The organism is Vreelandella zhaodongensis (assembly GCF_013415115.1).
GTDB classification, from domain to species: domain Bacteria; phylum Pseudomonadota; class Gammaproteobacteria; order Pseudomonadales; family Halomonadaceae; genus Vreelandella; species Vreelandella zhaodongensis.
The window spans coordinates 201,945-215,043 of the sequence record NZ_JACCDD010000002.1; the positions used below are offsets into that span (position 1 = coordinate 201,945).

The 13,099-nt window shown below is 58.1% G+C and carries 10 protein-coding genes and 1 pseudogene; 6 read left to right on the plus strand and 5 right to left on the minus strand.

Annotated features, from left to right (window positions below; all coding sequences use genetic code 11):
• Positions 1 to 102: 102 nt before the first annotated feature.
• The 6 genes and pseudogenes from hemP to HZS79_RS04410 form a co-directional block, all read left to right on the plus strand.
• Positions 103 to 270: a hemin uptake protein HemP gene (gene hemP, locus HZS79_RS04385; protein ID WP_162217058.1), complete on the plus strand. Its 168-nt coding sequence runs from the start codon at positions 103 to 105 to the stop codon at positions 268 to 270.
• A gap of 94 nt (positions 271 to 364) precedes the next feature.
• The gene (locus HZS79_RS04390) at positions 365 to 2,338 is read left to right on the plus strand and encodes a TonB-dependent receptor domain-containing protein (RefSeq protein ID WP_179927146.1); all 1,974 of its coding nucleotides are present in this window, start codon (positions 365 to 367) and stop codon (positions 2,336 to 2,338) included.
• Positions 2,339 to 2,369: 31 nt separating this feature from the next.
• Positions 2,370 to 3,434, plus strand: coding sequence for a ChuX/HutX family heme-like substrate-binding protein (locus HZS79_RS04395; RefSeq protein WP_179927147.1), 1,065 nt, complete (start codon positions 2,370 to 2,372; stop codon positions 3,432 to 3,434).
• Positions 3,431 to 4,309, plus strand: coding sequence for a heme/hemin ABC transporter substrate-binding protein (locus HZS79_RS04400; RefSeq protein ID WP_179927148.1), 879 nt, complete (start codon positions 3,431 to 3,433; stop codon positions 4,307 to 4,309). Before HZS79_RS04395 ends, HZS79_RS04400 begins: the two co-directional genes overlap by 4 nt.
• Entirely contained in the window at positions 4,306 to 5,346 is a 1,041-nt protein-coding gene (locus tag HZS79_RS04405; protein WP_162217054.1) for a FecCD family ABC transporter permease, read from the plus strand. The genes HZS79_RS04400 and HZS79_RS04405 overlap by 4 nt, the downstream gene beginning before the upstream one ends.
• A 53-nt stretch (positions 5,347 to 5,399) precedes the next feature.
• Positions 5,400 to 6,101 (plus strand): annotated as a pseudogene (locus tag HZS79_RS04410) (ATP-binding cassette domain-containing protein); the annotation flags it as partial.
• Positions 6,102 to 6,136: 35 nt separating this feature from the next.
• On the opposite strand, the gene HZS79_RS04415 reads toward HZS79_RS04410, so the two are convergent.
• From HZS79_RS04415 to iolD, 5 genes are all read right to left on the minus strand, one after another.
• Positions 6,137 to 7,042: a cation diffusion facilitator family transporter gene (locus tag HZS79_RS04415; RefSeq protein ID WP_179927149.1), complete on the minus strand. Its 906-nt coding sequence runs from the start codon at positions 7,040 to 7,042 to the stop codon at positions 6,137 to 6,139.
• Between the two features lie 541 nt (positions 7,043 to 7,583).
• Positions 7,584 to 8,705: a Gfo/Idh/MocA family protein gene (locus HZS79_RS04420; RefSeq protein ID WP_179927150.1), complete on the minus strand. Its 1,122-nt coding sequence runs from the start codon at positions 8,703 to 8,705 to the stop codon at positions 7,584 to 7,586.
• Positions 8,706 to 8,778: 73 nt separating this feature from the next.
• Positions 8,779 to 10,281, minus strand: coding sequence for a CoA-acylating methylmalonate-semialdehyde dehydrogenase (locus tag HZS79_RS04425; protein WP_162217050.1), 1,503 nt, complete (start codon positions 10,279 to 10,281; stop codon positions 8,779 to 8,781).
• Between the two features lie 28 nt (positions 10,282 to 10,309).
• On the minus strand, positions 10,310 to 11,212 hold the full coding sequence (iolE, locus tag HZS79_RS04430) for a myo-inosose-2 dehydratase (protein WP_179927151.1): 903 nt from the start codon (positions 11,210 to 11,212) through the stop codon (positions 10,310 to 10,312).
• A gap of 38 nt (positions 11,213 to 11,250) precedes the next feature.
• On the minus strand, positions 11,251 to 13,098 hold the full coding sequence (gene iolD, locus HZS79_RS04435; RefSeq protein ID WP_179927152.1) for a 3D-(3,5/4)-trihydroxycyclohexane-1,2-dione acylhydrolase (decyclizing): 1,848 nt from the start codon (positions 13,096 to 13,098) through the stop codon (positions 11,251 to 11,253).
• Position 13,099 lies beyond the last annotated feature (1 nt).

The window sequence follows — 13,099 nt, forward strand, 5'->3', positions numbered from 1 at the left end:
CTAGATAGGTGGAAAGCCAGCGTCTGTATAGCGGTTGTGAGTGATGTGAAAACCTGCTAAATTAATGCTAATGGTTATCATTAACTCAGGAAACACTCTCTCATGCAGCCTAGGAAACAATACGCCGCGTCAGAAGGCACGCCTAGCGCCCCCCGCGAGGTAACAAGTCAGGCGCTGCTCGATCAAAACGGTCAGTTGATTATTCTTCATGAGCAGCGCCGTTATGTGTTGCGACGCACGAAAAGTGGCAAGCTCATTTTAACGGCGTAAGTTATTGACCCCCATCCTTTTATAGCCAGCCAGGTAGCCCATCGCACCCCGCCAGCCATGTTATCCATCACTTATTGCTGGAACTGCCTGGCCCATGAAACCTACCTACACATTAGGCCTTTGCCTTACCTTACTCCCTCTGCTGCCTGCCCACGCCCATGGCACCGACTTAGATCCCGTTACAGTCACGGGCACCCGAGCGCCGACTGACCTTTCCCGCGCGCCGCTGATTATCGATGTGCTTAACCGCAGTGATGCAACACTGGCCACCGCGAGCCGCGTTGAAGACGTGCTGAGCCGCCAACCCGGCTTGCATGTTGCTGGCCAAGGACGCCGTAATGGTCAAACGCTGAGCATGCGGGGCTTCGGACGAAATGGTGTGTTGGTGCGCCTAGATGGTATTCGCCAGGATATTTCCACGGGCCATGTGGGTAACTTCTTTCTCGACCCAGCGCTGATTCAAGAGGTACAAATCGCCCGTGGTGCACTTTCCAGCCTGTATGGCAGTAATGCCATGGGCGGTGTTGTTAGTTTTACCAGTGTAGAAGCCAGCGACCTGCTATCCCCCGGCAAAGATAGCGGTGCGCGCCTATCTCTCGGTGGGGCTACCGCTAGCGACGAACTGCGTGGCAGCCTGACGGCCTTTGGCCGCCGCGACACGGTTAATGGGCAAGTGGATGGACTGTTTTCTGTGGGCCATAGTAAGTCCGGCGATATTCGCCGCGCCGGGGGCGATAAAGCTGCAGAGGACGCCAGCCTAAATAGCCTTCTCTTAAAAGGCGGCTGGGAGCCAAGCGACGATCAGCGGGTGTTTATTAGCTGGCAGCATTATGACGAGAGCACCACCCAACCCGCCAACCCGCAGCAGTTATCGACCAGCACTAGCAACCCGCTGCGCGAGCGAGATGTTGAGAGCAACAACGTACAGCTTGGCCACCGTTGGCAGCCAAGTGGCGCCACTGAAATCACCTCACAGCTCACCTTTAGCCAACAGGATATCGATGAGCCCCAGGCCAGCCGCACTCTGGAGCGTGTTGGCCTGCAAAGCGACGGCTATCACAGCATTGATCATGGTTGGCTCTCGCAAACGCTGGTGTTTGGTGCGGAGCTAGAGCAGGCGCGCCAACGTCCAGAAGGCAACGCTAACGGCTTCCCCAAGGCAGATATCGATACCCAAGCGGCATATTTAGACACCACCCTCACTGCCGGTAGCTACCTAGCTGAGGGTGGTGTGGGGCAATTTGACGTCGGTATAGGCGCGCGCTACGACCGCTACGATGCCAGCGGTCAACATGATGCTGACAGCGTACATGACCAGCTATCGCCGCGTTTCCGCCTTGCGTGGCGGCCAGATGATTCTCTCATGCTGTTCTCCGGCTACGCCGAAGCTTTCCGCGCCCCGAGTCTTTCCGAGCTCTACGCCAATGAACGCCACTTTGCCGGCTTCTGCGCGGGACCATTCTTCTGTACACCCGACAACTACTGGATTCCCAACCCTAGCCTATCGCCTGAAACCAGCCACACCTGGGAAAGCGGCGTGGTGTGGCACCAAGGCGATTGGCAGGTGCGCGCCAGCTACTTCGACACCCGCGCTGACGACTTCATCGACACTCAGGTCGATATCATGGCAGGCACCACTCAAGCGGTAAATGTACAGCGCGCCCAGCTGTGGGGCTATGACGCCCGACTTTCTTGGCAACCTAGCGCATTCCCACTCCTCACCAGTTTTGCGGGCCTTTCGGAAGTATCTGGTAAAGACCGTGACAGCGGCGATGCCCTGGGTAGCCAAACACCGTTGGAAATGACAGTGGGCAATGACATCGCGCTTTATAGCAGCGATGTACGGATCGGTTGGCAAGGCCGCTTTGCCCAATCCTTCGATAAGCAAGGCGACGATGGACGCCTGCCCGGTTACGGACTGCACGATGTGCACGTGGCGTGGCGACTCACCCCCGCCATTGATACTTCGCTGCGTCTCGCTAACTTGGGCGACAAGGTGTGGTACCGACCTGACGGCAGCCTGGGCGACGGGCGCAGCCTGTTCGCCACCCTCAACTGGCAGTGGTAACTCCCTGCAATGTTAAGTCCAGAGGTGACGTATGATGGAGTCTCAACAGATCGCAATTCTTGAAGCCTTTGACGCGGCACGAGCAGCGCAGCCGCGCCTGCCAGCGATTGATATCGCTGAGCGCTTATCGATCAGCGAAGGTGAACTGCAGGCCGCCCGCTTAAGCCGCGATGTCTGGACGCTGCCTTTAGCCCCAAAAGAGCTAGCAGCCCGCCTCCCCCAGCTGGGTCGTGTCAAAGCACTCACCCGCTCACGCTTAGCAGTGCTTGAGCAAACCGGCGATTACCCCGCACTAAACGGCGGGCCACAAACCGGCTTGCTGCTTGACCCAGGCGGCCTAGATTTACGACTGCTGTATTCCCATTGGCACTGGGCCTGCCTGATCCGCGATCCTATCCATGCCCCCATGTCAACGGAGAATGAACAAGCTCAGTGGCGCTGGAGCCTGCAAGTTTTCAACCAGCATGGCTGCGCCATTCATAAGAGCTTTGCGCTGGAAAACCCTCTGCCTCGCCCCTGGGGAGCGCTAGCCGCACTGGGCACCATGGACACTCCAGCGTTTACCCAATGCGTCCCCCGCTTAAAGCGCCCACTGCCGGATGCGCCCACGCTGGCCAGCGAATGGGCGGCGATGCGCGATGTGCACCAATTCTTCGCCCTGCTTCAACGCCACCACCTGGAACGTCTCGAAGCCAACCAGCTAATGGAAGGCCGCTTTACTCGCTCCCTCCCCGTGGATGCTCTGGAAAGTCTGTTAACTAAAGCAAGTCAACGCACGCTGCCACTGATGCTGTTCGTGGCCAGTCCTGGCTGCGTGCAAATTCGCACTGGCACGCTACCTGAACCTCAACGTGCCCACGGCTGGCTAAACCTGTTCGGTGAGCAGTTCACCCTGCACCTTAACGACACCGCCATTGACCAAGTGTGGCAGGTTAGTAAACCTAACCGCGACGGCGGCGTTACCAGCCTAGAAGCCTTTGATGCAGAAGGTTCTCTCGCCCTGCAGATTTACGCTCAGCGCCAGGAAGGAAGCAATGAACGCTGGGAGTGGCGACAACTGCTGGATGAACTCGGCAGCCAAGAGGCGGTGGCATGAACGCAACCCCCTTTAAATGCCGTTCACTTGCCGTGGTGCTGCTTATGGGCTTGCTAACCACGGGAGGGGCGCTAGCCAACGAGCGCTGGGTTGTACTGGGGGGCGATATAGCTGAAACCATCGCCGCCCTTGACGCGGATATTGAGGTCGTTGCCCGCGACGACACGGTCACCCACCCACCAGAGCTGGCAGCACTGCCTTCGGTAGGCTATTTGCGCCAGCTGTCGGCAGAAAGTGTGCTCTCTGTTGCACCGAACCGTGTGCTGGCAGCCAGCCAGTCAGGCCCTCAAGAAGTATTGGAGCAACTGTCAGCCGTAGGCGTAACGGTTGATGTGATTGATGCGCCAGCCTCGCTTTCCTCCATTACCGAGAAAGTCCGCGCAGTGGCTCAGCACACGCAGCGCCAGCAGCAGGGCGACGTGCTGGCCGCTTCTCTCACTGACACCCTTGAACGCTTGGTAACCCTGCCTCCGTTTCCTGATATGCCAGCGATGTTTATTCTTCACCACAGCGGGTTAACACCGCGGGTCGCTGGCAGTGACACCGCCGCCCATATAGCCCTGGAGGCCGTTGGTCTCGACAATGCCTTTGGTGGTATGACGGGCTACCAGAGCGTTGCGGCAGAGGCATTAGCGAAAGAAGCACCCGCGCTAGTGATTATGTCCCAGCGGGGGTTAGACGCTCTGGGTGGTGAAAACGCGCTATGGCAATTACCGGGGATGCACTTAACGCCTGCGGGGCAAGAGCAGCGGCTTATTGTGATTGATGATCAGGCACTGCTTGGCTTTGGGCCTCGCACGCCTGACCAGCTATTCGCATTGCGTAAGGATGTGGAGGCACTGCTAGGCAGCGCGACTGCACAGGTTGCCCCATGATTTCCAGCGCCCCCTACGTCCGCCACCGTTATACGCTACCGCTTAGCCGAACCACACGGGTGTTGAGTGGCCTGACACTGGCGCTAATAATTGCCCTGGGCTGGGGTGCCGCCTCGGGTACGTTGGGCGTATCACCCTGGTCGGTATTCAACGGCAGCGCCAGTGAACTCAGCGTCCAGGTGTGGTGGCAACTTCGCCTGCCGCGCTTACTGCTGGGGGTTGCCGTGGGAGCGATGCTCGCAGGCAGTGGTGCCGCCATGCAAGGGCTATTTCGCAACCCACTGGCCGACCCTACTCTGCTTGGGCTCGCAAGCGGCGCAGGGCTATTTGTAGCACTTTGGATTGTGCTATTTCAGGGCAGCGCTGCCGGTAGCCTTTACGGCCAGTTTGCGGCGGGCTTTCTCGGTGCCCTTTGCGTCTGTTTGGTGGTGTTTGGCATTGCCAAGCGCCAAGGCGGCGGTAGTGCCGCCGTCATGTCGCTGCTACTAGCCGGTTTGGCAATCAATACCTTAGCAGGTGCTGGAGGCGGTGTACTGGCGTTTATTGCCAGCGACGAACAGCTCCGTCAGCTCAGTTTATGGGGAATGGGCACGCTCACCAACGCCCTATGGCGCACCACGGCACTCGCACTGCTACTGATTAGCGTCGCTCTATGGATGCTGTTGCGCAGTGCCAAAGAACTCGACCTGCTGCAGCTAGGAGAGGCCACCGCCCACGCTGCCGGGCTTGACGCCACCCGGCTCAAGCGCCGCGTTGTGGTGGCGACCTCACTTGGCGTAGGGCTGTGCGTGGCGCTTACCGGCGTGATTGGCTTTTTGGGCTTACTCGTGCCGCACTGCCTGCGGCTTTGGCTCGGGCCTGGCCACCGCCTACTGCTGCCCGCATCAATGCTCGGTGGCGCGCTACTATTAGTGGTCGCCGATACCCTGGCGCGCACCTTGGGTGCCCCCGCCGAAATTCCCGTAGGGCTGTTAACCAGCCTGCTGGGCGGCCCCTATTTTCTTTACCTCCTAATGCGGCGGAATCGGGCATGCTAACCCTCCACCAAGCTGGCTTCACTACCACGCCTTCTATCGCACCTCTGGACGGCACACTTCGCCCTGGTGAGCTACTCGCCATTGTTGGTCCCAACGGCGCTGGCAAAAGCACACTACTCAGCATGCTGTCGGGATTCCGCCCCTGTGAACAAGGCGAGCTACACCTGGATGGCAAGCCGCTTGATGAATGGCCGATTACCACGCTTGCCAATCGTCGCGCACTGGTGGCCCAGCAGGAATTACCTGGCTTTGATTGGCAAACCTTTGAGCTAGTTAGTTTAGGCAGCAACCCCTGCAGCGCACTTGTTGTAGAGCTACTGCATGATTTAGACCTGACGCACCTTGCCAAACGCAGCGTGCTTTCACTCTCCGGCGGCGAACGTCAGCGGGTAATGATTGCGCGGGGTGTTTGTCAGTTGCTTTCACGGCGCTCTTCCACCGCAAAGGATGGTGGGCTTTTACTGCTGGATGAGCCCACCAGCGCTCTCGATATCGGCCAGCAGCAGCGTTTAATGCGCCAGCTGCGCGCCTGGGCGGAACGGCACTGTATGGCGATTGTTTGTGTGCTTCACGACCTCAATCTAGCCAGCACCTACGCCGACCAAGTGTGGCTGTTACACCAAGGGCGGCGTATCGCTCAAGGCAACCCCGCCCAGGTGCTTACGCCAAGACGCATTGAGGAAATTTATCAGGTCAACATCAACCACATAGCACGTGAAGACCTGTCCCCTCCTCAGTTTCTACTAGCACCTTGAGATAGTTAACCTTAGCCTTCCCGTTTCATGAGGCATCACATCCACCGTTTATCCGCCGTGAACGCAACAGTAAACCAGCGATGCTCCGGCGCAATGGAGATACCCTGACTGATCTGCTCACGGATCTTGTCTAGGGCAGCAATGCCCTCATCGTTTGCAAATGTCGGTGTTGTCACAATGTGGATCTCAATGAAGTAACCACGTCCACTTTTCGCCACATGACTGGCGTAGGACAAGATACCTTCACGCTGCATGACAGGCACCATTGCCGCATGCACTTCGCTGTCCACCGCGCTGGGAGCAATTAGGAAAATATCACGTAATGCACGTCGTACAATGCCAATAGGCACGGGCAGCAAGCACAGGGTCAACACGGTGAGCAGCAGAGAGTCTACATAAGGCGTCAGATAGGCATAGTCGGTTTTCTCCATCATCCAGGCAATGCCAAAGGCCAGCAACAGTGCCGCTGTTATAAGTGCCGCCATCACCCAACCATGCATATCAATACGCACCAATTCCGACTTCACCTGGCGGTTTAGCCGACGCTGATAGATCGCCATGGCGGTACAAATCGTTGTTACAACCGCTGCGTAAAGCATGGCAACCCCGAAAGCGAGTTCATTCCCCCCTTCCATTAAACCTTGGACAGCGTTTAAAAAAGCATAAAAACAGAGAAGTAATAAGATGCTTCCATTGAGTGCCGCGACAAGAGGCTCAAGGTGCCAATAACCATGCTGGAAACGTTGGCTGGCTTCTTTAACAACCATACGTGCCACCACAAGCGCCAGCCCTGACATAGCAGCATCGATCGTCGAAAAGACACCGTCGAAAAGCACCGAACGAGAGCCTGATAAAAGGCCAAACACAATGCCTAGGGTCGACACGCCCAGGGTAACCAAAATAGAAATTTTTAAGGCGCGCTGTTCAAGCGTAGCGGTCATAGACTGTCTCTTATTAATACCAATGACTTATCGTAGCCAAGTCACACCTAAAATGCGACGCTCCAACGATACCCCACCTGTGAGAACGATATGACACCATCAACACCTTCTAATCACGCTGACGTTATTGTGGTCGGTGCGGGTCTTATTGGCCAATGCACTAAAACTTCAGCAAAGTACTGGCACTGGATAACGATGAACCAGGTAAAGAAGCCTCGTTCGGCAATGCAGGCTACCTTGCGACAGAACTGGCCGACCCTCTTTCTAAGCCGGAAACACTCCGCCGGGCGCCAGGACTTCTGCTTACCCCACACGGCCTTCTAGCGCCCCCCCACGGCACTTGCCCCAGCTACTCCCTTGGCTGCTGCGGTTTGCGTTAGCCGTTATCGGCAAACATCCTAAGCATCCGCAAGTGCAGTTCGCTTTTGGTCACCAACACCTGAGCCTCACCCAGGCCGCCATTACCGCGGAGTTAGTTGCAGACCAAATAATTTTTGCGCTGACCGGTTTGCGCCTCATTAAATAGTTGAAGCATATACTTTCAAAGGGAGACCCAGTGTCCCACCTGGCTTGATACTTCAATCGCCTCTATGAGTTGACTTACCCGCGCCGCTTCGTGAAAGTCGGGGTAGAGAGGGCGTTGGTTGATGATGCCTTCGATCAGATCGCGCACCTCGATAATTTTCTGATCGTTATAGCCTAGGCCATGGCCCGGGGCGGGGCTGAAGGCGGCATAGTCAGGGTGTTCTGGGCCTGCTAAAAGAGTGGTGAAACCGCGCCTGCCATGCGCATCGCCGTGGCGATATAGCTGCAGCTCGCTCATGCGCTCCTGGTCAAACACAATGGCGCCTTTGGTGCCCGTTAACGTGTAGGCCAAGCCCATTTTTCGGCCAGCCGCCACCCGGGACGTTTCGATATTACCGATTAACCCCTTATCAAACCGCAGCATGGCCTGTGCCTGGTCGTCGTTTTCTACTGGGGCCATTCCGCTGCCGTTAGCATTGGGCCGCGTGGCAATAACGGTTTGTAACTGGCCGCATACCTGGGTAATGCGCTGCCCGGTTAAAAACTCGGCCATGTTGAGAATATGCGAGCCCACATCACCTAACGCACCGGCGCCAGCGGTCGCCCGCTGTGTATGCCAATCATGGGGCTTGTGCGGGTCGAGCAGGTAATCCTCGTTGTGCCGCCCACGAAAATGAATCAGCTCACCAATTTCACCGCTGGCAACAATCTGGCGGGCCAGTTGGGTGGCGGAATTGCGAATGTAGTTAAAGCCCACCAGGGTTTTGACGCCCGCCTTTTCAGCCGCAACGACCATCTCGTCGGCGTCTGCCGCGCTCAGCGCCAGTGGTTTTTCGGCGTAAACATGCTTGCCAGCGGCAATGGCGGCCAGGGCCATCTCTTTATGCAGGAAGTTAGGCGCGCAGATATCCACCACGTCCACCTCTCTATCTTCTACCAAGGCGCGCCAATCGTCGGTGGCGCGGGCAAACCCCCAGGCCCGCGCTCGGCTCTCTGCAGTGGCGAGATCGACATCCGCCAGCAGTTCGCAAACGGGCTTGGCGGGTAGCTCAAAAACGCTGGACGCCGCATTAAAGGCAATGGCGTGGGCTTTGCCCATAAAGCCGGTGCCGATTAGGCCAATTTTGAGGGTTTTCATTGTGGTTACCTCTGTTTTAAAACAATAACGCCGGGCTGGGCCCGGCGTCGATTGATGTCATGCCCCGTCCTGTTTACATGGTCGGCATGGTGAAGTGGTTGGTCTCTTCACGAATGCCGCTGGGCCAACGCTGGGTGATGGTCTTCATGCGGGTGTAGAAACGCACACCGTCGGGACCGTGCATATGCAGCGGGCCAAACAGCGAGCGCTTCCAGCCGCCGAAGCTGTGGAACGCCATGGGCACCGGAATCGGCACATTAACGCCGACCATGCCGACCTGGATCTGCTCGCAGTACTGACGCGCGGCATCGCCATCCCGGGTAAAGATCGCCGTGCCATTGCCGTATTCGTGGGCATTGATCATGCCGACCGCTTCGTCGAAGCTCGCCACGCGAGCAATCGCCAGCACCGGGCCAAAGATCTCCTCAGAGTGAATACGCATGCTGGGCGTGACATGGTCAAACAGGCTGCCGCCGATAAAGTAGCCATCGCCTGCGCCATCAACCGTTGTTTGGCGACCGTCGACCACTAGCTCTGCGCCTTCATCCACGCCAACCTGAATATAGTCCGCCACTTTGTCGCGGTGCTCGCGGGTGATCAACGGCCCCATATCGTTATCTGGGCCATCAACCAGGCCAGGCCCGACCGTCAGTTTATCCAGTTCTGCCACCAGCTTTTCACGCAGGCGGTTGGCGGTTTCTTCGCCCACAGGCACGGCCACAGAAATCGCCATGCAGCGCTCGCCTGCCGAGCCATAGGCCGCGCCCATCAGGGCACCCACGGCTTGATCGAGATCCGCATCGGGCATGATCACCATATGGTTTTTAGCCCCGCCCAGGGCCTGAACACGCTTGCCATGGGCTGATGCGGTAGCGTAGATGTACTCGGCAATTGGGGTAGAGCCCACAAAGCTCACAGCCTGGACACGCTCATCAGTGAGCAGCACATCCACCGCTTCTTTATCGCCATTGACGACATTAAAGACACCGTCCGGCAGACCCGCCTCTTTAAGCAGCTCAGCTAGGCGCAGCGGCGTAGAGGGATCTTTTTCCGAAGGTTTCATGACAAAGGTGTTGCCGCAGGCCAAGGCGATGGGGAACATCCACATGGGCACCATGGCGGGAAAGTTGAACGGCGAGATACCGGCGCACACACCCAGCGGTTGCATCATCGAGTAACTATCAACGCCGGTGCCGACGTTCATGGAGTGCTCGCCTTTCTGCAGGTGGGGAATGCCACAGGCAAACTCGACCACTTCCAGGCCACGGGTCACTTCACCTTTGGCGTCTGAAAACACCTTGCCGTGCTCGCTGGAAATCAGGCGCGCCAGCTCATCGGTGTGCTCCTCAACCAGCGCTTTGAACTTAAACAGGATACGCGAGCGCTTAAGCGGCGAGGTTTTTGACCAGGCGACAAAGGCCTCATCGGCGATGCGCACTGCTTCACGGGTTTCATCGGCGGTGGCCAGCGCCACCTGGGCGCTCTGCTCACCGGTAGCCGGATTATAAACCGGCGAAGTGCGCTGACTCTGACCGGCGGAGAGCTGACCATTGAGATAGTGGGATAGTGTCTTCATACAGGCTCCTGATTAAAAGCGGTGCTGTTTAGCTGGCAACGTCGAAGCCTGCCTGCTCGGCAAGTTGGCGTAAGTTGCGGTAACCCAGGCGGGCGTAAGTCAGTGGATGGGCAACTTCCGGGTCTTGTTCGGCTTCAACCACTAACCAACCCTGGTAGCCCTGTTCGCACAGGTGGGTTAAGGCGGGCAGAAAATCCACATTGCCATCCCCCGGCACCGTAAACAGGCCGTCTAGCACACCGTTTAAAAAGCTTTTGTCGCGGTTTCGCACTGCGTCCAGCACCGGTAAGCGCAGGTCTTTGCAGTGCACATGGTGAATGCGCTGGCTGTAGCGTTTGGCGATGGCGAGCGGATCGCCGCCTGCACCGCACAGATGACCAAAATCAAGCAGCAGCCCCACGCCTTCACCGGTGTTGTCCATTAAGCGTTCAACGTCGGCCTGGCTTTCGATTACCGTGCCCAGGTGATGGTGATACACCAACTGAATGCCCTGGGATCTCAGGTAGTCACCCACCACCTCTAGGCCACTCAGCAGGCGCTGCCACTGTTGCTCGGAAAGGTGCGGGCGCTGGGAGAGCGGGCGCTCCTGATCGCCGTGTACACAGTGGGTCACTTCACATAGCACCATTACCTTAGCGCCGCATTGCTTGAGCAGGTTCATGTGATCCTGAATAGCGTCAATCTCTTCTTCAGGCGTGCGCTCCAGCAAGCGTGCGGAGTACCAGCCCGACACAAGCGCCAAGTCGTGGGCGCTTAGCACCTGATTCAAGGCGTCAGGTGTTCGGGGAAACTTGTTGCCTAATTCAAAACCACTAAAACCTGCCTCGCGACCCTCTTTCAAACAGGTTTCCAGCGGTGTTGCGCCACCCAGGCTGGGCAAGTCATCGTTGGTCCAGGTGAGCGGATTGATGCCTAAAGTAACCGTCGGCATAGCGTATTCCTTGTGATTATGTTTGTTGAGGTCGAGAACTAACGGGCTTGGCGCTGCTTGGCTTCGCGGTACCCTTGATAGGCTTTATTGACCGCTTCTCGCTCGGAAACCTCGGGCACGGCCACTTCCCACCAGGCGCCGCCTTCTTGGGTGCTGGGTAACGGGTCGGTGTCCAGGGCAATCACATAAGTCGAGGTGGCGCTGCGAGCGCGCACCAGCGCCTGCTCCAGCTCCGCAATACCGGTGACCGATTCAGACTCACAGCCCAACGCTTTAGCGTGGGCGGCGAAATCGGTTTTCGGTGCGCCGGCCTCCACGGTGCGGCAATCTTGCAGCAGGTTGTTGAACCCTGCACCGCCGGTGGCCTGCTGCAAGCGATTAATACAGCCATAGCCACGGTTATCCAACACCACCACAATCAGCTTGTGGCCCAGCATCACCGATGTGGCCAGCTCTGAGTTGTGCATGAGGTAACTGCCGTCGCCTACCATTACCACCACTTCCCGCTCTGGCTTGGCCATCTTGACGCCCAGCCCGCCCGCAATTTCATAGCCCATGCAGGAGAATCCATACTCGACGTGGTAGCTGCCCGGGCCCGAGCATTGCCAGAGCTTATGCAGCTCGCCGGGCAAGCCACCAGCGGCGCATACCACGGTGGTATCGTTGCCAGCCTGGCGATTGACTGCACCGATTACCTGAGCATCGGTGGGCAGCGCCAGCCCTTGGTCGGCGGTCACACGTCGCACGATCTCAACCCATTCGCGTTTGAGCGTTCCGGATTGTTCGCGCCATTCATCGTTGCCCCGCCACTCGCCCAGTGCCGCGTCGAGCTGGCCCAGCCCGATCAAGGCGTCGCAGCTAAGCGGCAGCGCTTGGTGCTTGAGGCTGTCGAAGCGGCCAACGTTGAGAGCTATCAATGTTTTATCGCTGCTTTCAAACAGCGCCCTAGAGCCGGTGGTGAAGTCCTGCAACCGCGTACCCACCGCCAGAATGACATCCGCCTGCTCCGCCAATTGGTTAGCCGCTGCGCTGCCGGTCACGCCAATGGCCCCCACCGCGCAAGGGTGGCTATCGGCCAACGCGCCTTTGCCTGCTTGGGTTTCAGCGACCGGGATACCACGTTTTTTGGCAAACTCGGCTAAGGCGTCGCAGGCAGCAGCGTAGTGTGCACCGCCCCCGGCGATGATCAGCGGGCGTTTAGCCTGCTTTAGCGCAGCTACCGCTTGGCGTAGCTCATAAAAATCCGGAGGCGTGCGTCGAATGCGATGCACCTTGGGGGCAAAAAAGGCCACCGGGTAATCGTAGGCAAAGGTTTGCACATCCTGGGGCAGCGCAAGAGTCGCGGGGCCGCAGTGCTCCGGGTCAAGCAGGGTGGCCATCGCCTGGGGCAGGCTAGTCAGCAACTGCTCGGGGCGGCTAATGCGGTCGAAGTAGCGCGATACTGGGCGAAAACAGTCGTTGACGCTAATGGTTGGGTCACCGAAATGCTCCACCTGCTGGAGCACCGGATCCGGTTCGCGGGTGGCAAAGGTGTCCCCCGGCAGCAGCAGGATCGGCAAACGGTTGGCGTGGGCGAGCGCCGCAGCGGTGACCATATTGGTCGCCCCTGGGCCAATCGAGCTGGTCGCCGCCATTAGGCGCTGGCGGCCATTGGCCTTGGAAAAGGCAATCGCCGCGTGGGCCATGGACTGCTCGTTATGGGCGCGAAAGGTCGGTAGCGCGTCTTGTACGTGGTAAAGCGCTTCGCCTAAGCCCGCCACATTGCCATGACCAAAAATCGCAAACACGCCTTCAAACAGCGCTACTTCTTGGCCATCAATCTCTATACGTTGTGCGGCGAGGTACTTGACCAGCGCCTGGGCCATGGTGAGTCGAATGGTGCTCATT

Coding starts and splice junctions, on each gene's coding strand:
- iolD (WP_179927152.1), bottom strand. CDS start 13,098: ATGAGCACCATTCGACTCACCATGGCCCAGGCGCTGGTCAAGTACCTC.
- iolE (WP_179927151.1), bottom strand. CDS start 11,212: ATGCCGACGGTTACTTTAGGCATCAATCCGCTCACCTGGACCAACGAT.
- HZS79_RS04415 (WP_179927149.1), bottom strand. CDS start 7,042: ATGACCGCTACGCTTGAACAGCGCGCCTTAAAAATTTCTATTTTGGTT.
- HZS79_RS04395 (WP_179927147.1), top strand. CDS start 2,370: ATGATGGAGTCTCAACAGATCGCAATTCTTGAAGCCTTTGACGCGGCA.
- HZS79_RS04405 (WP_162217054.1), top strand. CDS start 4,306: ATGATTTCCAGCGCCCCCTACGTCCGCCACCGTTATACGCTACCGCTT.
- HZS79_RS04420 (WP_179927150.1), bottom strand. CDS start 8,705: ATGAAAACCCTCAAAATTGGCCTAATCGGCACCGGCTTTATGGGCAAA.
- hemP (WP_162217058.1), top strand. CDS start 103: ATGCAGCCTAGGAAACAATACGCCGCGTCAGAAGGCACGCCTAGCGCC.
- HZS79_RS04390 (WP_179927146.1), top strand. CDS start 365: ATGAAACCTACCTACACATTAGGCCTTTGCCTTACCTTACTCCCTCTG.
- HZS79_RS04425 (WP_162217050.1), bottom strand. CDS start 10,281: ATGAAGACACTATCCCACTATCTCAATGGTCAGCTCTCCGCCGGTCAG.
- HZS79_RS04400 (WP_179927148.1), top strand. CDS start 3,431: ATGAACGCAACCCCCTTTAAATGCCGTTCACTTGCCGTGGTGCTGCTT.